This window comes from Mesosutterella faecium, from assembly GCF_022809315.2.
Taxonomy (GTDB): Bacteria; Pseudomonadota; Gammaproteobacteria; order Burkholderiales; family Burkholderiaceae_F; genus Mesosutterella; species Mesosutterella faecium.
The window spans coordinates 139958-160999 of the sequence record NZ_JAKZJU020000001.1 but is presented as its reverse complement, the minus strand read 5'-3'; the positions used below and the strand labels follow the sequence as shown (position 1 = coordinate 160999).

Sequence of the window (21042 nt, the reverse complement as noted above, 5' to 3'; positions counted from 1 at the left end):
GGGAGCCGGATGACTAGTCCCGGCAGCACAACTTACGATCAGTCCCCGCATCAACGGGCGCCGGCTGCAGGAATTCCAAGGGCAGACTGCGCCGCCCGCAGCCTGCGGGACAAAGCGGCCGCCTCGGGCGGCGCTTCGACCGCGGGCCGGCCGGCGGCCGGCGGCGCGCGCGGTTCGCGCCGATGCGGAAAGCTCGCCCTTCAGAGAATTTAGGATTCAAATGGCAAAAAACAAACACTCGGCGGAGACGGCGCAGGAATCTGTTTCGCGCCCGGCCTCTGATGACGATGCTCTCCAGTCCGGAGAGATCCTTCTTGTTTCAGATAAGGAATACCAGGAGCTGATGAAATCGGAATCGGACGGCGGCAAAGGCGCCCCGGAGGACGGGGAAGACTCGGACGGATGGATCTGCCTGGTCTCCGATGAGGAGTTTGCCGAGCTCGCGGGCGGCGGGGCCGGGGCGCAGCCCGAGGCCGCGAAAAAGCCCGCGAAGGGAGCCGGCCGCGCGAAGGCCGCCTCCGGCCGGGGCGCGAAGAAGGCCCCGCGGGCCGAGGCCGCCGCGCCCGAAGACTTCGACGAGGACGGGGACTTCGAGTCCGGGGAGGACTCGGACGAGGACGGCGACGAGGACGCGCGGATTGCCGAGGAGGCCCTGGGGAAGGCGCCTGCGCGCCGCCGCCGCTCGAGCAAGCAGGAGCGCGAGAAGGCGATGCGCGAGGCGATCGCGAAGTCCTACCACGCGCAGGAGGAGGACGCGGAGTCGAGGCAGCAGAAATGGCGCACCCTGATCAAGCTCGGGCGCGACCGCGGCTACCTCACCTACGCCGAGCTCAACGACTACCTGCCTGAAACCATGGTCGAGCAGGACGACATCGACCAGGTGGTCTCGACCCTGGCCGACCTCAACATCCAGGTCTACGACCAGGCGCCGGACGCCGAGGCGATGCTGCTTAACGACAACGCCGTCACGGACTCCGACAGCGACGACGAGGCCGACGCCGCGCTCTCCTCGATGGACAGCGAGTTCGGGCGCACGACCGATCCGGTGCGCATGTACATGCGCGAGATGGGCTCGGTCGAGCTCCTCACCCGCGAGGGCGAGATCGCCATCGCGAAGCGCATCGAGGACGGCCTCAACCACATGGTGATCGCCATTTCGACCAGCCCCACGACGATCCGCGAGATCCTCTCCGACGCGAAGAAGATCCGCGAGGGGACGCTTGCGATCGACGAGGTGGTCGACGGCATCAACGACCCGAAGAGCCGCATGGACGACGACATGGCCGACATCGGCGCCTCGGGCATGACCGCCGGGCAGCTCGAGGACCTGAAGAAGAAGTCGCTTGCCATCTTCGACCGCGTCGCCGCGCTCTACGAGGACCTGAAGAAGGTCTACGACCGGGACCGCTCCCGCACTCCGGAGTTCATCGCCAAGCAGGAGGCGATCCGCTCCGAGCTCTCGCTCGTGCGCTTCACCGCGAAGACCGTCGACCGGCTCTGCGGCACGCTGCGCCGGACGATCGAGGAGGTGCGCGGGATCGAAAAAGAGATCAAGGAAATCGTTGTGGACCGCTCCGGGGTCGACGTCGACTTCTTCCTGTCGGACTTCATGAAGCATGAGACGGACCTCGACTGGGCGCCGCGGCTTCTCGACTCGGGCAAGCCCTTCGTCGAGGTGCTCCGGCGCAACATCCCGGCCGTGGTGCAGCTGCAGCAGAAGCTGATCGGCATGGAGACCGACGCGCTGCTGCCGATCGCGGACCTGCGCGACATCTACAAGCAGATGGCCACGGGCGAGGCCAAGGCCCGCAACGCCAAAAAGGAGATGACGGAGGCGAACCTGCGGCTCGTGATCTCGATTGCGAAGAAGTACACGAACCGCGGCCTGCAGTTCCTCGACCTCATCCAGGAGGGCAACGTCGGGCTCATGAAGGCGGTGGACAAGTTCGAATACCGCCGCGGCTACAAGTTCTCGACCTACGCCACGTGGTGGATCCGTCAGGCGATCACCCGCTCGATCGCCGACCAGGCCCGCACGATCCGCATCCCCGTGCACATGATCGAGACGATCAACAAGATGAACCGCATCACCCGCCAGGTGCTCCAGGAGACGGGCATGGAGCCCGATCCCTCGGAGCTGGCCGAGCGGATGCAGATTCCCGAGGACAAGATCCGCCGCATCCTGAAGATCGCGAAGGAGCCGATCTCGATGGAGACGCCGATCGGAGACGACGAGGATTCGCATCTCGGGGACTTCATCGAGGACACGGTGACGGAGGCCCCGGCCGACGCCGCCCAGAACGAGAACCTCGAGGAGGCGATCCGCCAGGTGCTCGACTCGCTCACGCCGCGCGAGGCGAAGGTGCTCCGAATGCGCTTCGGCATCGAGATGTCAAGCGACCACACGCTCGAGGAGGTCGGCAAGCAGTTTGACGTGACCCGCGAGCGCATCCGCCAGATCGAGGCGAAGGCGCTGCGCAAGCTGCGCCATCCCTCGCGCTCCGACAAGCTGAAGAGCTTCATCGAGGGCGAGGGCAAGAAGTAAGAGGAGCCACCCGGTTTGAGCGGGCGGACGGAAAGAACATCATGCGGGCCGCCTCCGGTGGCGGCCTCCCGGCTTTCGTCGGGCGCCCTGTGGTCCGGGGCCCGGAGCCGGCAACGAACATTGCTTGGGTGTCAGAAGTGACTGAATCAGTGCAGAACACGGAACAGGAAAAACCGAGGAAGAAGCGCAGCAGCGCCCGTTCTGCGGCAGCGGCCGACGCTGCCCCGGCCTCGAAGAAGAAGGCGCCGTCCCGCGCGGCTGTCAAGGGCCGGCGCGGCCGCCCGAAGACAAAGCCCGAGGCGGCCGAAGGCGCCGCCGAGGGCGGCGAGGGCATCCTCGATCTGGGCGACGACAGCTTCATGGAGGATGAGGACGAGGCCTCGGAAGAGCAGCGCGATCTCGAGGAAGCTGAAAAAAGCGCCTCGATCAAGGAGCCGCTTGCGCCCTCCGAGGAGCTCACGAACAGCTACAAGGCCCTGGTCCACCTGGGGCGCCAGAGGGGCTGGATTTCGATCGAGGACATCAACGACCACCTGCCCGAGAGCGCCCTCAGCCACGAGGACGCGGTCTCCGAGGTCGCCGAGCGCATTGCGCTGCTGGGCATCCAGGTGTTCGACCAGGCCCCCGACAGCGACGACATGCTGCTCGCCTCCGTCACGGCCGATTCGCAGGACGACATCGATGAGGACGACGCCGCGGAAATCCTCTCGCCCGAGGAGTCGGCGGGGCTGTCGCGCGATCCCTTGAGGGCGTACCTGAGGGGCGTGGGCACGCACAAACTGCTCACCCGCGAGGAGGAGATCGAGGTTGCCAAGCAGATCGAGCTCTACACACAGAAGCTGGTGTCGGTGCTCGCGGGCTTCCCGCTTGTAATGCCGAAGCTGCTTGAGATCCGCGGCCAGCTTGAGGCCGACGAAGTCACGATCGACAATGTGGCCGACGGCTTCAACGAGGCGCTCGAGAACGAGGCCCCCGAGGCCGACGGCCAGCAGCCCTCGGGCGACATCGGCGCCTCGGGCATGAGCACCGAGCAGCTCAAGGCGATGAAGCAGCGTGTGGTGGACATCATCGGGCGCTGCGAGGGGCATTACGCGAAGGTGCGCGAGTGCTTCCCGGATCCGCAGCGCCAGGCCGAGTACAACCGCGAGCGGATGGCGATCGTGAAGGAGCTCTCCGTGATCCGCTTCTCCGGAAAGACCGTGGCCGCACTCTCCGAGCTCGTGAGCGATCACATGAAGAAGGTGAACGAGCTCATGTCGCGCATGAGGGCGCTCGCGGTCGAGGACTGCGGCATTCCGCTTCAGCACTTTCTCGACGAGTTCTCGCTGCGCTCCTCCGAGCCCGACTTCTTCGAGCGCTTTGCCGCAGAGAAGGCGCCGTACGCGCAGCGCGTGCAGGAGAAGATGCCGCTGCTGCTCGCGCTGCAGGAGGAGCTCGGAGAGCTGGAAAAGGGCATGTGCCTGTCGCTGTCCGAGCAGCGCGAGCTCGCCAAGTCCGTGAAGATCGCCCAGAACAACCTCTCGGCCGCCAAGAGCCGGATGATCGAGGCGAACCTGAGGCTTGTGATCTCGATCGCCAAGTCGTACGTGAACCGGGGGCTCGCCATGACCGACCTCATCCAGGAGGGCAACCTCGGGCTCATGAAGGCGGTCGACAAGTTCGAATACCGGCGCGGCTACAAGTTCTCCACCTACGCGACCTGGTGGGTGAAGCAGTCGGTGACCCGGGCCGTGGCCGACTACGGCGCGACGATCCGCGTGCCGGTGCACATGACCGAGTCCTACAACAAGCTGCGCCGCATCAAGCAGCGCTATTTGCAGACCCACGACGGGCGCGCCCCGACCGACTCCGAGCTTGCGAAGCTGGGCGACATGCCGCTGTCCAAGGTGCACCTGCTCATGAACGCGATGCGCGGCGTCGAGTCGATCGACGCGCCGATCGGCGATGACGACGACGCGACGAAGCTCGACTTCGTGCGCGGCGATGAGGACACGGATCCCCAGCGCCGCTACATGGAGACGGCGATGAGCGACGAGATCGTGAAGTCGCTCGATGACCTCACGGCCCGCGAGGCCTCCGTCATCCGGCTGCGCTACGGGATCGGCTCGAATCGCGACCACACGCTCGAGGAGGTGGGCAAGGCGCTCGGCCTCACCCGCGAGCGCGTGAGGCAGATCGAGTCTGCGGCGCTCCGGAAGCTCCGCAGCAACGCAGCCAAGGCCCGGCTCAAGGACTACAAGGACTTTGAGGATTAGGCCCGGAAAATTTCTGTACAATACCTTCCTCGTTGCGACCGTCCGGTCCTTCCCGATTGAGGGGCGGACCGGTGCGGGCCCGGGCCAGTAGCTCAGTCGGTTAGAGCAGGCGACTCATAATCGCTTGGTCGTAGGTTCAAGTCCTACCTGGCCTACCATTTTCATCCCGTTCCCTCCAGGCCCAGCCTGCGTCGGCGCGCCTCCCGGGCTGTTCCGGCCCCGGCAGTTTCGTATGTCTCGTGGAGTGACCCTTTGCCTATGACAGAACCTCAGGATTTTTCCTCGTTTCAGCTTGATCCCCGAATCCTCGCGGCGATCAGTGAGGTGGGCTATGTGAAGCCCACCCCGATTCAGCAGAAGGCGATTCCGGTGGTGCTCGCGGGCCAGGACGTCATGGGCGCGGCCCAGACCGGCACGGGCAAGACCGCGGGCTACGGCCTGCCGCTGCTGCAGAGGATCCTGCCGCACGAGAACTCGAGCGCGTCGCCCGCCCGGCATCCCGTGCGGGCCCTCATTCTCGCGCCGACCCGCGAGCTCGCCGACCAGGTGAACGAGAACCTGAAGGCCTACGCGTCGAAGACCCGCCTGAGGGTGGGCGTCGTCTTCGGCGGCGTCGACATCCGTCCGCAAAGCGAGATGCTGCGCCGCGGCGTTGAGGTTCTGACCGCGACTCCGGGGCGGCTCCTTGACCATATCGAGCAGAAGGCCACGAATCTCTCCCAGGTGGAGATCGTCGTGCTCGACGAGGCTGACCGCATGCTCGACATGGGGTTTCTGCCTGATATTTCCCGCATTCTGCAGCTGATTCCGAAGGGGGTGCAGAGTCTGATGTTTTCGGCCACCTTCTCGCCGGAAATCAAGAAGCTCGCCCGTCAGTTCCTCAAGACTCCGATTCTCATCGAGGTGGCGCGCCAGAACGCCGCGGCCGACACCATCACTCAGCAATGGTTCGTCGTGCGGGATACCGAAAAGTCGGCCGCGCTCATCCAGCTGCTGCGCACGGGCGGCGAGGACGGCGCAGCGCTGCGCCAGGTGCTCGTGTTCGTGAACTCGAAGCTCGTGTGCCGCAGGCTCACGAGGCTGCTGGTGAACGCGGGGATCGCCGCCGACTCGATCCACGGCGACAAGACCCAGGAAGAGCGCCTGAAGGCGCTCGAGGGCTTCAAGAGCGGCGCGACCCACGTGCTTGTGGCCACCGACGTCGCCGCCCGCGGGCTTGACATCGCGGAGCTGCCCGTCGTGATCAACTTTGACGTGCCCTTTGCAGCGGAAGACTACGTGCACCGCATCGGCCGCACGGGCCGCGCGGGCTCGAAGGGCCTTGCGATCACGCTGGCGACCCGCGAGGACGAAAAGCAGCTCGCCGCGATCGAGGAGCTCATCAAGAAGAAGGTGGAGCGCCAGGCGCTGGCCGTGCACCGGGAGCCCCGGGAGGGGGCGCGCGTGCACCGCAGGAGCGGCCGCGCCTGCACCTACACGCCTCCGGCGCCGCCCGCCGATCCGATCTTCGACCATCCCTACGAGCCGAGCGCCCCGGCGGCCGTCCGCCCGGGCGCCGAGCCCGCTCCGCGCGGCAGGAGCCTTTCGGGCCTTGCGGGGGGCTCGCGGCTTGCGCCGCACCGCAGCGCCGTGTGCGCACTGCTTGGCGGCGGCTTCAGGCGCAATTCCCGATAAAAAACGCCTTTTCGCCCCGCGGGGATCCCTTGGGGTCCGCCCTGTTCAGGGCGGACTTTTTCCTTAAGTTGTTTCCCTCGCCCGAAGGGCTCCGGAGCGCCGTCCGCCTTATCATTACAAACAGGATCGTTTGCCGTATTTCTGATGATTCCGCTTGATCCGGATCAGGCTACGTACGTATTCAGGTTCGGAAAATCAGGGAACCACAACACCGGCTGCCGACAAAGCTTTACATCCAATAAAGGCAGCTTTCCTTTAGGAGAAAAATATGACTCAGCTCTCCCGCCGTTCCATTTTGAAGGCCGGCGCGGCCGGCATTGCCCTTTCCGCAGTGCCGGGGCTCACGTTCGCCAAGGTGAAGGCTCGTCCCGCCAAGGCCGAAACCTATGACGCCCTCATCATCGGCGCGGGCGCAGCCGGCCTTGTCGCCGCGATTTCCGCCATCGACAGCGGCGCGAAGAAAGTCGCCGTCATCGAACAGAAGGACCGCCCGGACGGCAACGCGATTTATGCTCTGGGTTCCGTCTGCGGCTGGGGCTCCAAGCGTCAGATCAAGCAGGGGATCAAGGATACCGAGGAAGATTTCTACAAGGCCATGATGGCGGTCTCGAACGGCCGCGCCGATCCGGACCTGACCCGCACCTATGCGAAGGAAATCCCCGCCGGACTCGACTGGCTGGCCGATGTCGTGGGCATTGAGTTCAGGCCTGTGAAGAAGGCTCCTTATCCGCGCGAGTACCGCGTGAACTCGATCAACGGCAAGGGCATCACCGGCGGCTCCCAGATGGTTCAGATGCTGCTCAAGCTCGCGAAGTCCAAGGGCGTCGTGTTCCTCTGGGAAAACCGCGCTCTCGAGCTGCTGACCGACAACCGCCTGCGCGTGATCGGCGTGAAGACGATGACCCCCGAGGGCTACAAGACCTATATGTCGAAGGGCGGCGTGACGCTCGCGACCGGCGGCTTCTCGGCCAACCCCGAGCTCACCGACCAGTACATCGGCGGCTGGGCCTCCCGTCTCGCGATCCGCGGCTCGCGCTCCACCACCGGCGCCAACATCACGCTGGCCCGTCCGCTCAACGCGAAGTTCGTGAACATGGACCAGTTCCACGCCGGCCCGATTATCGCCTCGACCCACGTGAACCCCAACGAAGTGCTCAACTCCGGCTACGGCATCATTGTGGACAACCGCGGCAAGCGCTTCGTCGACGAGCGCAACACCTACGTGATCAAGGCGAAGGCCTGCGCCCAGCTGACGATTGAAAACCACGCCTACGCCATCGTGGACTCCGACTGCAAGGTGATCGATCGCATGGTCAAGCGCTTCGAGATGCTCAACACGCCTTACTACAAGGCCGACAGCGTCGAGGAGCTCGCCAAGAAGATCAGCATCGACCCGAAGGTCCTCAAGAAGGATGTCGACGACTACAACGACGCCCTTAAGAACGGCACGCTCGGGAAGATGAACCCGCCCTGCACCTACAAGCAGCCCTTCCCGATCGCAAAGGCCCCGTTCTACGCGATTCCGTACGAAGGCGGCATGACCGCGACCTTCGGCGGCCCGCTGATTAACACGAAGGCGGAAGTCCAGAACCTCGAAGGCCGGAGCATTCCGGGCCTCTACGCGGCGGGCAACGCCGCGGGCGGACTCTTCTTCCGCGATTACATCGGCGGTGCGCAGCTTGGCGGCGCGACGGTTTTCGGCCGCATCGCCGGCCGCGAAATGGCCGCTCGTGCGAAGGCTGCCCGGTAATCCCATCGAACAGGACTTAGGAGACTTTGATGATGAAAAAGACTTTCGCGGTTCTCACCGCCCTCGCCATGGGACTCACGCTGTCGCTCTCCGCGGGCGCTGCGGAACAGAGCATTTCCCAGCTGCACGGCAAGCAGTGGCCGGTGAACAAGGACGGCTACGTGACCAAGCAGGCCTGCAAGCAGTGCCACGGCGACTACGACAAGCTCGCCAAGATGACGGAGAACCTGGATCCCAATCCTCACCACAGCCATCTGGGCGACGTGAACTGCACGGACTGCCACAAGCCGGATCTGGCCAAGCCGCAGATCGTCTGCAATGACTGCCACAAGTTCACGATCCGCAAGAAGGCGGCCGCTGCCGCGAAGTAAGGCGGGCGAGAGCCCCTTGCAGGGGGCTTGAGCGAAGCAACGCGAAACGCCCGGGGGTACCCCTCCGGGCGTTTTCTTATGCCCCCGGGATGCGGCGCGCGGCCTTCGGCCGGCCTCAGGAAGAGCTGGCGAGGATTTCCACCACGCTGCCCCAGGGCGTCTCGCCGTAGATTCAGCCGGTGTCCTCGCCGGGACGGCCGTCCGCGCTGCCGGCGGCCCGGTAGAGCCTGCCCCCATCGCGGTGAAGCGGCGGCAGACCTCGGGAAGGTTGTCGACGAGCACAGCCATGTGCTGGTAGCCGATATCGCAGGTGCGGGCCGGCGGCCGGGGTCTGCCGGTCACATAGTTGAAGAGCTCGATGCGGGTGCCGTCGTCCGGCGCGAGCATCCTGCGCTCGTAAAGCCCATGAAGATTGGAATGGAGGAGCAAGAGCAGAAAGGTGTCACCGTCCCACAAGCAGAGCGCTTACAGAGGGTGTAAAGAATTTTGTGGGCGCTCTGAGATAATGCTTCTTGGAGAGCCTAAATATGAGACGCACACCTGATCCTTTTGACAAACTCGCGGAACAGATTCTGGAAGACCTGAAGAAGTCCGGCCGGGAAATCAAATCCTCCGGGGAAGCGGATGATTTCATGGCCCACCTGCTGGGGCGGCTGCTGACGAAAATGCTGGAGGGCGAAATGACCCATCATCTGGGTTATGAAAAGGGCCAGGCACGTCCGGGTGACAATGAGCGCAATGGCCACAGCTCCAAAACCCTGAAGTCTCCCAAGCTTGGAACCATCCATGTGGACGTACCCCGGGACCGCAAAGGCCGCTTCACACCCCGGATTGTTCCGAAGCACAAAAGGACGCTGGATGGGTTCGACGAAAAAATTTTGGCCCTTTATGCCCGAGGCCTGACGACACGGGAAATCCAGGGCTATCTTTACGACGAATATGGGATGGAAACCAGCGCCGAGTTCATCAGCGATGTGACCGACGCCATACTTCCCGAGCTTCAGAAATGGCAGGACCGTCCTCTCAGCCCTGTCTATCCGGTGATTTTCTTTGACGCCATCAGGATCAAGACAAGGGGCGAAAACGGGGTGGTCACTCCCCGGGCAGTCCATATCGCCCTGGGCGTGGATACCGATGGAAAGAAGGATGTCCTGGGTCTTTGGATGGCCGAAAATGAAAGTGCCAAATACTGGCTTAAAGTCTTTAACGAGCTGAAGAATCGAGGCGTCAACGACATTCTTATCGCCGTCACGGACGGGCTTAAAGGGATGCAGGAGGCTTTGGAGACGGCTTTTCCGAAAACGATGCTGCAGACCTGCATCGTCCATTTGATCCGCAACAGCCTCAAAATGGTCAACTACAAGGATTACAAGGCGGTTGTTGCTGCGCTGAAGCCTGTTTACCGTGCTGTCAACGCCGAGGAAGCACGTCAGGCGCTGAACGATTTTGCCCAGTCGGAACTTGGGAAAAAATATTCCTACATCGAAAAAATCTGGCTGGACGCATGGGATCGCGTGATTCCTTTCTTTGAGTTCTCACCCGCCGTCAGGCGGTTGATCTACACCACCAACGCCATTGAAAGCTTGAACCGGGACCTGCGAAAGGTTGTCAAGACAAGAGCTTCTTTCCCAAGCGAGACCGCTGCGCTGAAGCTGCTTTACCTGGCGATCCGAAAGGTGGAGAGGAGATGGGTGAGGCCATCACCTTATTGGAAAACTGCCATGCGAGAATTAACCATTGAGTTCGGAGACAGGATCGCACCTTTCTTCGATTAACCTAAAGGGGGCGCCCACAAGAATTTCCATACCCTCCGCTTACAGCATTTGCTCCTATTCCATGAAATTTTCCCATGATCTTCCTGCTCCGCTCCGGAGGAAAGAAACTCTGAATGTAAGAAATCAGAAAGATCAATACACAGAGCAATACCGTGATTTTAATTGTGTCATAAATGAAGAACTGTATACTGCCGCCAATCCGACTATCTAAATTAAGTCCAACCATGAGCAGCAACTGCTCAATCAGGGCATTCAACCACCTCATCCCAAGGATCTGATCCTGAACAAAAGTCCACATTACGCAAAACTCGCTTTCGTTTTATTTGCTATTCGCACTAACAAGAGCATGACGGGCACCTCCGTCAGAACGCCTACAGTAGTAGCGAGCGCTGCAGGGCTTGTCGTACCAAATAGTGCAATCGCCACAGCTACCGCAAGTTCAAAGAAATTTGATGCACCGATCATCCCGGCAGGAGCCGCAATATCATGCGGTAATTTCAGTAGCTTGCTTGCTCCATAAGCGATAAAGAAAATCAAAAATGTCTGAATGGTTAGCGGCACCGCGATCAGCACAATATGAAGTGGATTAGACAGAATCACCTCTGCCTGTGAACTGAAGATAATCACCAGCGTCAACAGCAGACCTATTGTTGTGGCATTGTCGAATTTGTGGACAAACGTGCTCTCAAAATAATCCGCGCCTCTTTGTTTCGTGACGGTTATCCTAGTGAGGATACCGCCCACAAGCGGAATCACGACGAACAGAAAAATGCTGACGAACAGAGTGCTGTAGGGAACAACCACATTGGAAACACCTAAAAGGAATTTTACAATCGGAACAAATGCCACCAGAATAATAAGGTCATTGGTGGCCACCTGCACAACCGTATAAGCAGGGTTCCCTTTTGTAAGCGTACTCCACACAAACACCATCGCTGTACATGGAGCAGCTCCTAAAAGCACAGCTCCGGCAAGATACTCCATTGCCAGTCCCGGAGATATGAAGGCTTTGAATACGACAAACAAAAACAGGTAAGCAATTCCATACATAGTGAAAGGCTTGATCAGCCAGTTTGTCACCCATGTGACCAGAAGTCCCTTTGGATTCTTCCCAATCTGTTTTACGCTCTGAAAATCTACTTTCATCATCATAGGGTAGATCATGACCCAGATGAGAGCAGCGATAGGAATCGAAATGCCGGAAATCTGAAATTTGCCGAGTGTGGCAGGAATGGCCGGGGCAAAATGCCCAATCAGTACCCCTATAGCCATGCAGAGCAGTACCCACACAGAAAGATACCGCTGAAATGTATTCATGCCTTTGCTTTGATTGTTCATGCCTTTGCCTCCATTAGTTTGATGTATTGATATATATCTATGCTTATGACCTTTATATAGGCAGTCCCAAAGGACTGCCTGTGAATGACAGCTATGGATTACTTCTTTTTTTTACATCCGCAGGATACGCTGCTGTCTGTTTCACATTCGCATCTTGCATAGGAACCGATCATTTCCCGGAAATCTTTGACGCCGTCTGCGGAGATGGAGTAATGCATCCATTTTCCCTCTTTGTAGTAATCAACAAGGCCGCTGTCTGCAAGAATTTTCATGTGGTGCGAAAGAGTCGGCTGCGTGATATTCAGTTCCCTCAGCAGATCACATCCACACTTCTCTCCATGCTGGAGCGCAAGCATGATCGCAAGACGGTTCTCATCTGTGAGCGCCTTTATTTTTTTGGCGTCTTCTCTGAATCCCATGATTTTCACCTCCGAGAGAGGTACATATTATATCGTATACATTCATAGTTGTAAATGTGTGAATGTAATATTGTTTAAAAAGCTTGTCGCCTCTGATGGTAGTGTGGAAGCTTTTTCCAACATCTATCTCGCAGTCACAACTACCCAACATCTAACCTGGCAACTCAACATAGCGGCATCTATCGCGGCAACTCAACCCTCGCACTATTTGACCTGATTTGCCTTTAGAAAGTTACCGAGAAGCGTTTGTCCTGCACTATGCTAAATTTGCCCGATTGCCCGAAAACCGCAGTATACCTAAACTTTCGCGGCTATTTCCCTTCGACCCTTGACATCAACGCTACTGTCTCAACATGCAGCGTTTCGGGGAAGAGGTCCACGGGGCACAGGGCCGAGACCCGGTAGCCGAGCTGCGCGAACCTCCGGCAGTCCCGGGCGAGGGCGCCCGGCCCGCAGGCGATGTAGACCACTTTTTCGGGCCTCAGGGCGCAGATCGCTTCGGCCACGCCCGCTTCCAGCCCCTTTCTCGGGGGATCGGCGATCACGATGCGAGGCGAGAAGCCCGCGCGGGCGATTTCCGGCAGAATCCCGGCGGCCGGCCCGCAGGCAAACCGGGCGCTGCGGATGCCGTTGGCCTCGGCGTTGCGCTCAGCCTCCTCGACTGAGGCCCGCACGATTTCAACGCCGAAGGCCTCGCGGGCCTGCCGGGCCGCCAGAAGCGTGAGCGTGCCGACGCCGCAGTACAGGTCGAGCACGCGGTCCTGCGGGCGGATTTGAGCGAGGGACAGGGCCAGGTCGTAAAGCCTCGGGGTCTGAAGCGGATTGACCTGCAGGAAGGTTTCCGGGCGGACCCTGAAGCCGAGCCCGCACAATGAGACCCTGACGGAGCCGTCGCCCAGAATCGGGGTCATCTCTCCCCTGAGCGGCGCGTTCCCAGGCTCGGAATTGACGCAGACCGAAGCGGAGGTGACGCCGGCCGAGCGCATGGCCTCGCGGATGCAGGACAGGGCCTGCGCGGAGAGCTTTTCCCCGGTGACGAGGGCGGCGAGCCTTCCGCCCTCGCCGGCGTCCCGCATCAGCAGCGCGCGCAGCGCGCCTTCGAGCCTGCGTTCGTCCCAGGCGCCGAGCCCGAGCTTGGCGCCGGCCCGCGCCACGGCCAGCGCCGTCTCTCCCATCCACGCCGGGCACTGAGGGCAGCGTGCGGTTTGTTCGAGCACTCGGTGCGAGCCCGGGGCGTAGAGCCCGACCGAGAGGGCTTCGCTGCGGCCCGCGAAATGCAGCAGCGCCTTGTTCCGGACAGGGCGCTCGCCGGGCTCGAGCCCCAGGACCGGCCGGATCAGGCCTTCGGGCACGATGTCCCTGAAAAGCTCCGCCAGGCGCCTGCGCTTGAAGTCAAGCTGCGCCGGATAAGAGAGGGCGGCCAGAGGACAGCCTCCGCAGACGCAGGCCTGCGGGCAGAAGGGTTTTTCGCGGCGGGACGGGCTTCGCTGCAGGAAGCGCTCGGGGCGCGCGCTCAGCGAGTGCGAGCCGGCCGGGCCGGGCATCAGCCGGGCCTCGAGCACGTCGCCCGGGAGTCCCCCGGGCACGAACACCCGCACCGAACGCCCTGCGGCCTGCCTCCAGGCAATGCCGGCGCCTGAGTCCGCGATGTCAGTGATGAAGAGCTTCTGGAGTGTCATGGAAAACGCCGCTCAAACGGATAAGGATAAAAGCGCAGCCTGAACCGGCTCCACGAGGCTGACGGCCCCATCATAAGCGAAAAGGCGGCCCTGCATTCCAGGCGTCTACAGTCCGGCCGTCCGGTGGCAGAATAGGGCTTCCGCCGCTTTTTTCTTTCGGTTTCCTCCGGTGATGAAAAAAACAGTTCTTCTGCACAGCTGCTGCGCGCCCTGTTCGGCCGCGATCCTGGAATGGATGCTCGCGAACGACTGGGAGCCCGTTCTTTTTTACTACAATCCGAACATTTTTCCCCAGCCGGAGTACGAGGTCCGGAAAAATGAGCTCAGCGCCTACGCCGCGAGATTCGGACTGCGCGTGATCGACGGGGACTGGGACCACAGCGGATGGCGCGAGGCGGTCCGGGGGCTCGAGCAGGAGCCCGAGCGCGGGGCGCGCTGCCTCGCCTGCTTCCGCTACCGGCTGCTCGAGGCGGCGCGAGTGGCCCATGAACAGGGCATTCCCGTGCTTACGACCACGCTCGCCTCCAGCCGCTGGAAGCGCCTCGACCAGGTCTCGGAGGCCGGCCGATGGGCCGTTTCGCACTATCCCGACGTCGAGTTCTGGGATCGGAACTGGAGAAAGGGCGGCCTGCAGGAGCGCCGCGGCGCCCTGCTCCGGGAGAACCATTTCTACAACCAGCTCTACTGCGGGTGCGAATTCTCGATGTCCGCCCTGCAGGAGCGCCGGGCGAGGCAGTCCGAGCAGGCGCGGGAGGATGAGGCCGCGGCCAGGAGCCGGCTCGCAGAGGCCTCCGGCCGCTAGCCCGGCCTGTCTTTTCAGGGCGCGGCGGCCCGGGAGGCTTCAGGCAGCGACTGTATGAACGAAGCCGGATCCGTCAGCCACGCCGCGATGCCGAAGCCGATGAAAACGAGGGCGGCGGCTGCGTGCAGCAGCTTCATTGGAATGTATTTGGCAAAGCGGTCGCCCACGAACACGACCGGCACGTCCGCCAGCAGCATGCCGATGGTGGTGCCCATCATCACGGGGATCACGGTTCCCAGCTTGGCGGCGAGCGCCACGGTGGCAATCTGGGTTTTGTCTCCCATTTCGGCCAGGAAAAACAGGATGGCGGTGGCGGCGAAAGCCCCGTATTTCGCATACGGGCTTTTTTCCGCGCTGCCGTCGTCCCGATCGGGGATCAGCATCCACAGGCCCATCGCGATGAAGGAGACGACCAGCACCCAGCGGAGAAGGCCCGGGGTGAGCCAGGTGTTGATCCAGTAGCCCAGAGAGGCCGCGAGTCCGTGGTTGAGAAGCGTAGAGGCGAAAATGCCGAGCACGATCGGCAGGGGATTTCTGAAGCGCGCGGCAAGCGCGAAGGCCAGCAGCTGCGTTTTGTCGCCGATTTCAGAGAGCGCAATGGCGCAGGTGCTGAGAAGAATGGTTTCCAGCATGACAGGGGGTCTTTTATATTTTGGTTAAAGAGGACCTCAGCGCCGCAACAAAAGCGGTGTCGGGCGGCGGTTCCGAAGAGCCGGACAGCAGAATCCGTCTCCTTCCTCTGGTCTTGCCGTTTCCGGGTCTGCGCCCGGGAAGCCTTCGCCACAGCCCGTCCGGGCCAGGTATGTTGACGAAGGCAGGGCCCGGACTTCAAGGACCGGAACCCGCGACTACTCCCCATCGAGCCGGGCAGTATAGCATTTTGCGCGGACTTTGGACGGAGCCGGTGCCCTCCCTTCTCCTTCGGGCAGGGCGAACGCATGAGTAAATCTGGCTGAACGAATCAAGTGCCTGAAAAAGAGACAAAAGGAACTTGACTTTTTTATGTTATATGCATATAATATATATGCATAGAAATAATGGTGACTCCCATGCCGGTTGATTCGAAAATTCTGGAATCGATCCCCGAGGGCTGCGGGGTGAACTGGAATGCCAAAAACCAGCGCTACGGCGTCTTCAAGTCAAAGTATGTCTACAACCCGGAAAAAAAGCGCGGGCAGTAAATCAGGACCCAGGCGGGTACCGTAGTGGACGGCAAGTTCCGGTATTCCATGAACTATCAGCTCCGCCAACAGGTTGAGCAGATGGAACAGGACAAGACCGCACGGGCGACCCCTTCGGCAGCAGAGTCCGCCGTCAGGACGTTCATGCCGGAAATCAAGGATGAGCGGCAGCAGTTCAAGGTGGTTTACCCCCTGGACTATGTGTACCTCGTTGCGCTGCCCGCCGGCCTTTCCGGACAGACGAGCTGCGTGCAGATCGCGGATTACTGGGCCAACAACCGCCCGGCGCCGGAAGAATATTTTCCTGACTTTCCGCGGGAAAACATCTCCCACGACACCGTGCGAAGGCTGCTGATGCTTATTGATCCGCAGCAGTTTGCTTCCTTCTACAGTCGTCTTGTCACGCCGCTGCTGGACAAGATGGCATCCCGCATTGTCGCAGTGGACGGCCAGGCGGTTCGGGCCAGCAAGAATCCGCAGGCTGCCTCGGGCCGGTACCTTCTGTGCTTCTGGGATACGGAAAACGGGATAGCCCTCGGGCAAAAGCTGATTGGACCCAAGGGAAACGAGATCACGTATGCAGCGGAAATGGTCAAGGATTTTGATCTGGCAGGCTGTGTCGTGACTGCGGACGCCCTCAATACGCAGAAGGAATTTGCCCGGGAACTGGTCGACGCCGGCGGCGACTGCTGCCTCGCGGTCAAAGGCAACCAGAAGCATCTGTACCTGGACATACAGATGGCGTTTGCCGATGTCACGGAAACCAGGGGGAAGCTTTGGGGGTCGAAGTGCACCCTGGCCCACGGGCGCATCGGGCACAGATCCGTGTGTGTGCTGCCGGCCTCTGTGCTGGCACAGGATCATTTGGACGACTGGGGCGGACTGGAGGAAGGCTGCATTGTCAGGGCAACAACCTCCTGCGAAAACAAAAAGAGCGGGGATGCCTCACAGCTCGACCGATTCTTTATCTCCACCTTGCGCTGGGACCATCCCTTCGTTGCAGACCAGGCAGCCCGTGCCGTCAGAAGGCACTGGGGCATAGAGAACGAACTGCATTGTGTGCTCGACGTCGACTTCTACCAGGACCGAACCCAGTGCAAGAACGCAAACTACATCAACAACAGGATACTGCTGAACAAATTCGGCATAGCCGTCCTCAACAAGCTCCAGCAGAAAGAAACTGAAAAGACCGGGAAGGACGCAATGAGCAAGCGGCGATCCATGCACAAACTGCATGCAGTCCCAAGCGCACTGAAGGCCCTCTCAGAGGTTTATGCCGAGGTTATTCATGCGTAGGCCCTGTCCTTCGGGAGAAAGGGGCGCTGATGGACTAAAATAACCTGTTATTTTCAAGAGAAAGTCCGGCTTCGGACGGACGTCGGATGTTTTTTACTTTCTGGAATTAAAAGAATCGAGATGACAGAAGTTCGCACACGCATTGCTCCCAGCCCCACCGGCATGATGCATCTGGGCACGGCCCGCACGGCGATTTACTGCTGGGCGGTCGCCCGCCATTTCGGAGGCAAGTTCCTGCTCCGCATCGAGGACACGGACCAGGAGCGCTCCACTCCCGAGGCGACTCAGGTGATTCTCGATTCCATGAAGTGGCTGAACCTGGACTATGACAACCAGGGAGCCGTGGTGTATCAGATGCAGCGCCTGCCGCGCTACAAGGAAGTGGCCGACCAGCTGCTCGCCAAGGGGCTCGCCTACTGGGACTACTGCACGAAAGAGGAGCTCGACGCGATGCGCGAGGCGCAGCGCGCCCGCGGCGAGAAGCCCCGCTACGACGGCCGCTGGAGGCCCGAGCGCGCCGCGGCCCTGGGGCTGGTGAAGCCCGAGGGCGTGAAGCCCGTGCTGCGCTTCCGCAATCCGGACGAGGGCGAGGTGACCTGGAACGACGCCGTCTACGGCACCATCACCGTCTCCAACAAGGAGCTCGATGACCTCATCATCATGCGCGCCGACGGCATCCCCACCTATAACTTCGCGGTGGTGGTCGACGATATCGACATGAAGATGACCCACGTGATCCGCGGCGCGGACCACATCAACAACACGCCGCGCCAGATCAATCTCTACCGGGCCCTCGGCGTCGAGCCCCCGATCTTCGGCCATCTGCCGCTCATCAACGGGCCGGACGGCAAGAAGCTCTCGAAGCGCCACGGTTCGGTCGCCGTGACCGAGTACAAGAAGGCGGGGTACCTGCCCGAGGCGATATTCAACTATCTCGCGCGCCTGGGCTGGGGACACGGCAACATGGAGAAGTTCAGCCGCGAGGAGCTCGCGCGCGTTTTCGATCTCGCCGACTGCTCGCGCGCCGCGGCCCGCATGGATTTCAAGAAGCTCGCGTGGCTGAACGGCCAGTACATGAAGGAAGCCGATGACGCGAGGCTCGCCGGCCTCGTGAAGGAGAGGATCGCCGCGCGCGGCGGCGACCCCGAATCGGCCGATCTCGTGAAGATCTGCGCCCTGCTCAAGGGCCGCTCCCAGACGCTTGAAGACCTCGCCGACCAGGCGATGATCTTCTTCAATCCCTACAGCCCGGTGGAGGCCGACATCGCGAAGTCGCTGGAAAACGGCGGCCGCGAGGCTCTTGCGGCGCTGCTGCCCAGGCTCGAGGCGCTGCCCGAGTGGAAGGCCCCCGGCATCTACGCCGCGATGAAGGCGGTCTGCGAAGAGCAGGGCGTCAAGTTCGGGGTCATTGCCTCGCCGGTGCGCGTGATTGCGGTGGCCGCGGCGAAAGTGCCGCAGATCGACCAGACGCTTGAGATCATCGGGCGCGACAAAGTGCTCGAGAGGCTGCGCGCGAGGCTTTGAGCCCTGCGGCCCGCCGGGGCGGCCTTCAGGCCCGGGTCCTAAACCCGGGCCGGGAAGCCCTCCGGGGCGGGTCCCTCACGAAAAACTTGCTTTTTATATTTCTTTGATGTATTATTCTGTCTCTTGCTGATGGGCGCCAAGCCCTTCGGGAGCGTTAAGTCCCTATCGTCTAGAGGCCTAGGACATGACCCTCTCACGGTTAGAACCAGGGTTCGAATCCCTGTGGGGACGCCATGAATTCAATGAATTCAGGCCTTGTGAGGCAGGTACAACTGCGTGGACTACATGATGGACTACATCAAACGGTTCACTGGACCTGAGTTGACGCCGGGAAACTCCGGCATAAAATAAAAAGTAGATTGATTTCTCGCTCTATCTACTTGAACCCATCCTTTCGCCCGGATGGGTATTTTTTTGCCCTCCGCCTGAAGTGGTATTGGTTTTTTGGACACAAAGGAGCCCAAAACCATGTCTATCCCACCTAAACTCCCGGTTAACTGATCCCTAACGCAGGACTTTAGGCGGGAGGGGCACCGACAGAAGCAGCGAGAGAAAATCCCGCTGCTTCTTCGTTATGGGCCGCGTCACCTAAACTCCCGGTTAACTGATCCCTAACGCAGGACTTTAGGCCTGAACTCCCGGGGTTTCTAGTCTTTAAGAACCCTGGGAGGAACGGGCAGACCAAGCATCGTGAACAAATCACGATGCTTTTTTGCTAACTGCTGGCTGACCCATTTGTTGTGAGTCTTCAACTTCGTGGCCTGGACGTTCCTGAGTTTGGCCAGTGCGAGGGTCAGGGAATTGCCCGGGAGCTTCAGATCAGAATTGCTTTAAGTCTGAGCCCTCGCACTGAAGGACATCCTGGTCCTGAGGGTCTGCGCGAGGATGTAAATGAACAGCCGGCCGATGTAGGTGCTGTCCGTCGAGCGGATCCTGTCGCCGTGGATTTCGTTTTTAAACTGGTCAAAGGACTGCTCGACCACATTCCTTTCCCGATAAATTTCCAAAGCGGCGAAAGGATCCGCAATCTCATTGGTGCGGATGACAAAGCAGCCGTAATAGCGCGTTTCCTTTTCGATTGCTTCGTAGTCAGGCTTCCATACCGGACGTCCTGAGTCATCCTTTGTGCAGGTCAGAAAATTTTTAACGTCCTGCCAGGCCTGGCTGTCGACAGAACGCCCTTCATTCTTCTTTTTCAAGGCTTTCTCGATGGCCTTGAGCAGGTCAAAAGATTCCTTTGCTGCCCGGATGTTGTTTCTGTAGAGATGGAGGGCAACCTTGACGTCCTGGCGGTTGGAGCGCCATTCGGCGTCAGGCGCGGTGACGGCGGCAACCTCCAGCAGGCCTGACTGGCAGGCAGGTTTTTCAAAATCCTTCCTGTGTTTGTCGAACTTTCGTTTGACCGAGTCCTCGACGACCCGCACGCCCTGGACGAACCGCAGGTTCATCTCCAGGGATTTCTGGGTGTTCATGATGCTGCTGTAGCCGCGGTCCGTGACAAGAAGCATCTTGTCCAGTTCAATGCCTTCGTCCCGCATCTGAAAAAGGATTTCACGGAAAGAGGCCGCGTCATTGATGGACCCCTCGTAAATGTGGGCGAAGACTGCCTCTCCGGTGACGTAGTCGCAGACGAAGGCGAGGTTGACCTGCCTGAGTTCCGGGTTCTGTTTGGCATGACCGTAGGCGGCGTCTCTGATCGTCTCGGAGTAGGTGGAGATGCTCGTGCTGTCCAGGGCCAGCATTTGCGGCGGGACATAGCTGCCGGGCTTGAGCGAGGCTTTGATCAGGGCGCTGCGCTGCCGGGCTTCCTCGGCAGAGCGTTTGAAGCGGAGCTTGAAATAGGCCTTGAGCTTGTCGCGGTCCACCTGTTCCAGAACTTCGGAAATTCTCTGGCTGGACAAAGGCCGGGCCCCCGGCAGATAAACCCCTGAGAGCCAGTCGCTGTAGAGCATCATGGCCTGGCCGGCGTCAAACTGGAAGATGGCCAGATCCATGAGCTTTTCAGCAAGATCCGCGCCAAACACGGACTTCAGGTCATCCCTGATGCCGTGGAGAATGCAGTATTCCCGGGCCGCCCAGGTGCAGCCCATGGAAACGGTCTCGTTCTGCTCCCAGCCTTCATCGGAAGCCGGTTCCTGCGGCTCCGCTTCTCCGACGTCCTGTGCGCTGACCAGTGAGTTTCCAGCCCAGTACCAGTCCCTGCCGGCGTATTCCGGATGAAGGGCAAGAAAGGCTTTTCCCACACGGACCTGGCGGGTCTGCGGATCCAGCCTGCCGACATGATGCCGCTCCGCAATGCGCGACTGATGCTTCTTTGGATCCCACTTGTTGCGGTAGGTGTAGACATAGGTCCTTCCCTGTTTGTCCGTGTAAGTGGAAAAGTTCATTTTGCCGGAGGCGTTTTCAGAAGAATCCATGGCGATAGCATGTTTT

15 protein-coding genes and 2 tRNA genes are annotated in these 21042 nt (G+C 60.7%); 12 read left to right on the top strand and 5 right to left on the bottom strand.

The window, feature by feature from the left end; all coding sequences use genetic code 11:
* Positions 1–220: 220 nt before the first annotated feature.
* The 7 genes from rpoD to MUN46_RS00705 all read left to right on the top strand — a co-directional run bounded on the left by rpoD (position 221) and on the right by MUN46_RS00705 (position 10370).
* Positions 221–2545 carry an RNA polymerase sigma factor RpoD gene (gene rpoD / locus MUN46_RS00735; RefSeq protein WP_243377551.1) on the top strand — a complete coding sequence of 775 codons (2325 nt, stop codon included), beginning with the start codon at positions 221–223 and terminating at the stop codon, positions 2543–2545.
* A gap of 137 nt (positions 2546–2682) precedes the next feature.
* Entirely contained in the window at positions 2683–4800 is a 2118-nt protein-coding gene (locus MUN46_RS00730) for a sigma-70 family RNA polymerase sigma factor (protein ID WP_243377552.1), read from the top strand.
* 81 nt (positions 4801–4881) lie between these two features.
* A tRNA-Ile gene (locus tag MUN46_RS00725) sits at positions 4882–4958 on the top strand.
* A 100-nt stretch (positions 4959–5058) separates the two neighbouring features.
* Positions 5059–6474 (top strand): DEAD/DEAH box helicase, encoded by a 1416-nt coding sequence (locus tag MUN46_RS00720; protein ID WP_243377553.1) that lies wholly within the window; start codon positions 5059–5061, stop codon positions 6472–6474.
* Positions 6475–6742: 268 nt separating this feature from the next.
* A complete protein-coding gene (locus MUN46_RS00715) occupies positions 6743–8224 on the top strand; it encodes an FAD-dependent oxidoreductase (protein ID WP_237980305.1) in 1482 nt (493 codons plus the stop codon).
* A 29-nt stretch (positions 8225–8253) separates the two neighbouring features.
* Positions 8254–8595: a cytochrome c3 family protein gene (locus MUN46_RS00710; protein WP_243377555.1), complete on the top strand. Its 342-nt coding sequence runs from the start codon at positions 8254–8256 to the stop codon at positions 8593–8595.
* Between the two features lie 527 nt (positions 8596–9122).
* Positions 9123–10370 carry an IS256 family transposase gene (locus MUN46_RS00705; RefSeq protein WP_285230521.1) on the top strand — a complete coding sequence of 416 codons (1248 nt, stop codon included), beginning with the start codon at positions 9123–9125 and terminating at the stop codon, positions 10368–10370.
* 297 nt (positions 10371–10667) lie between these two features.
* Here MUN46_RS00705 and arsB read toward each other — a convergent pair whose 3' ends face one another.
* The 3 genes from arsB to rlmD all read right to left on the bottom strand — a co-directional run bounded on the left by arsB (position 10668) and on the right by rlmD (position 13806).
* Positions 10668–11708: an ACR3 family arsenite efflux transporter gene (gene arsB / locus MUN46_RS00700; RefSeq protein WP_243377725.1), complete on the bottom strand. Its 1041-nt coding sequence runs from the start codon at positions 11706–11708 to the stop codon at positions 10668–10670.
* A gap of 98 nt (positions 11709–11806) precedes the next feature.
* A complete protein-coding gene (locus MUN46_RS00695; protein ID WP_237980314.1) occupies positions 11807–12127 on the bottom strand; it encodes an ArsR/SmtB family transcription factor in 321 nt (106 codons plus the stop codon).
* A gap of 311 nt (positions 12128–12438) precedes the next feature.
* Positions 12439–13806: a 23S rRNA (uracil(1939)-C(5))-methyltransferase RlmD gene (gene rlmD / locus MUN46_RS00690; protein WP_243377726.1), complete on the bottom strand. Its 1368-nt coding sequence runs from the start codon at positions 13804–13806 to the stop codon at positions 12439–12441.
* Positions 13807–13978: 172 nt separating this feature from the next.
* Between rlmD and MUN46_RS00685 the strand changes: the two genes are divergently transcribed.
* Positions 13979–14608 carry an epoxyqueuosine reductase QueH gene (locus MUN46_RS00685; RefSeq protein ID WP_243377727.1) on the top strand — a complete coding sequence of 210 codons (630 nt, stop codon included), beginning with the start codon at positions 13979–13981 and terminating at the stop codon, positions 14606–14608.
* Positions 14609–14622: 14 nt separating this feature from the next.
* Here the strand turns inward: MUN46_RS00685 and MUN46_RS00680 are convergent, their stop codons facing one another.
* Positions 14623–15240, bottom strand: a complete 618-nt coding sequence (locus MUN46_RS00680) for a TMEM165/GDT1 family protein (RefSeq protein ID WP_243377728.1) — start codon at positions 15238–15240, stop codon at positions 14623–14625.
* 417 nt (positions 15241–15657) lie between these two features.
* On the opposite strand from MUN46_RS00680, the gene MUN46_RS00675 reads away from it, so the two are divergent.
* The 4 genes from MUN46_RS00675 to MUN46_RS00660 all read left to right on the top strand — a co-directional run bounded on the left by MUN46_RS00675 (position 15658) and on the right by MUN46_RS00660 (position 18843).
* A complete protein-coding gene (locus MUN46_RS00675) occupies positions 15658–15789 on the top strand; it encodes a hypothetical protein (protein WP_281069905.1) in 132 nt (43 codons plus the stop codon).
* Between the two features lie 24 nt (positions 15790–15813).
* A complete protein-coding gene (locus tag MUN46_RS00670; RefSeq protein WP_243377729.1) occupies positions 15814–17085 on the top strand; it encodes an ISAs1 family transposase in 1272 nt (423 codons plus the stop codon).
* A 120-nt stretch (positions 17086–17205) separates the two neighbouring features.
* A complete protein-coding gene (gene gltX / locus MUN46_RS00665; RefSeq protein WP_237980326.1) occupies positions 17206–18609 on the top strand; it encodes a glutamate--tRNA ligase in 1404 nt (467 codons plus the stop codon).
* A 158-nt stretch (positions 18610–18767) separates the two neighbouring features.
* Positions 18768–18843: transfer RNA gene (locus MUN46_RS00660), tRNA-Glu, on the top strand.
* A gap of 596 nt (positions 18844–19439) precedes the next feature.
* Here MUN46_RS00660 and MUN46_RS00655 read toward each other — a convergent pair.
* Entirely contained in the window at positions 19440–21026 is a 1587-nt protein-coding gene (locus MUN46_RS00655; RefSeq protein ID WP_285230520.1) for an IS1634 family transposase, read from the bottom strand.
* Between the last annotated feature and the right edge of the window lie 16 nt (positions 21027–21042).

Excerpts from the sequence above, each read along its gene's own strand:
- rpoD (WP_243377551.1), top strand. The coding sequence starts at position 221 with ATGGCAAAAAACAAACACTCGGCGGAGACGGCGCAGGAATCTGTTTCG.
- MUN46_RS00720 (WP_243377553.1), top strand. The coding sequence starts at position 5,059 with ATGACAGAACCTCAGGATTTTTCCTCGTTTCAGCTTGATCCCCGAATC.
- MUN46_RS00715 (WP_237980305.1), top strand. The coding sequence starts at position 6,743 with ATGACTCAGCTCTCCCGCCGTTCCATTTTGAAGGCCGGCGCGGCCGGC.
- MUN46_RS00710 (WP_243377555.1), top strand. The coding sequence starts at position 8,254 with ATGATGAAAAAGACTTTCGCGGTTCTCACCGCCCTCGCCATGGGACTC.
- MUN46_RS00705 (WP_285230521.1), top strand. The coding sequence starts at position 9,123 with ATGAGACGCACACCTGATCCTTTTGACAAACTCGCGGAACAGATTCTG.
- arsB (WP_243377725.1), bottom strand. The coding sequence starts at position 11,708 with ATGAACAATCAAAGCAAAGGCATGAATACATTTCAGCGGTATCTTTCT.
- MUN46_RS00695 (WP_237980314.1), bottom strand. The coding sequence starts at position 12,127 with ATGGGATTCAGAGAAGACGCCAAAAAAATAAAGGCGCTCACAGATGAG.
- rlmD (WP_243377726.1), bottom strand. The coding sequence starts at position 13,806 with ATGACACTCCAGAAGCTCTTCATCACTGACATCGCGGACTCAGGCGCC.
- MUN46_RS00685 (WP_243377727.1), top strand. The coding sequence starts at position 13,979 with ATGAAAAAAACAGTTCTTCTGCACAGCTGCTGCGCGCCCTGTTCGGCC.
- MUN46_RS00680 (WP_243377728.1), bottom strand. The coding sequence starts at position 15,240 with ATGCTGGAAACCATTCTTCTCAGCACCTGCGCCATTGCGCTCTCTGAA.
- MUN46_RS00675 (WP_281069905.1), top strand. The coding sequence starts at position 15,658 with ATGCCGGTTGATTCGAAAATTCTGGAATCGATCCCCGAGGGCTGCGGG.
- gltX (WP_237980326.1), top strand. The coding sequence starts at position 17,206 with ATGACAGAAGTTCGCACACGCATTGCTCCCAGCCCCACCGGCATGATG.
- MUN46_RS00655 (WP_285230520.1), bottom strand. The coding sequence starts at position 21,026 with ATGGATTCTTCTGAAAACGCCTCCGGCAAAATGAACTTTTCCACTTAC.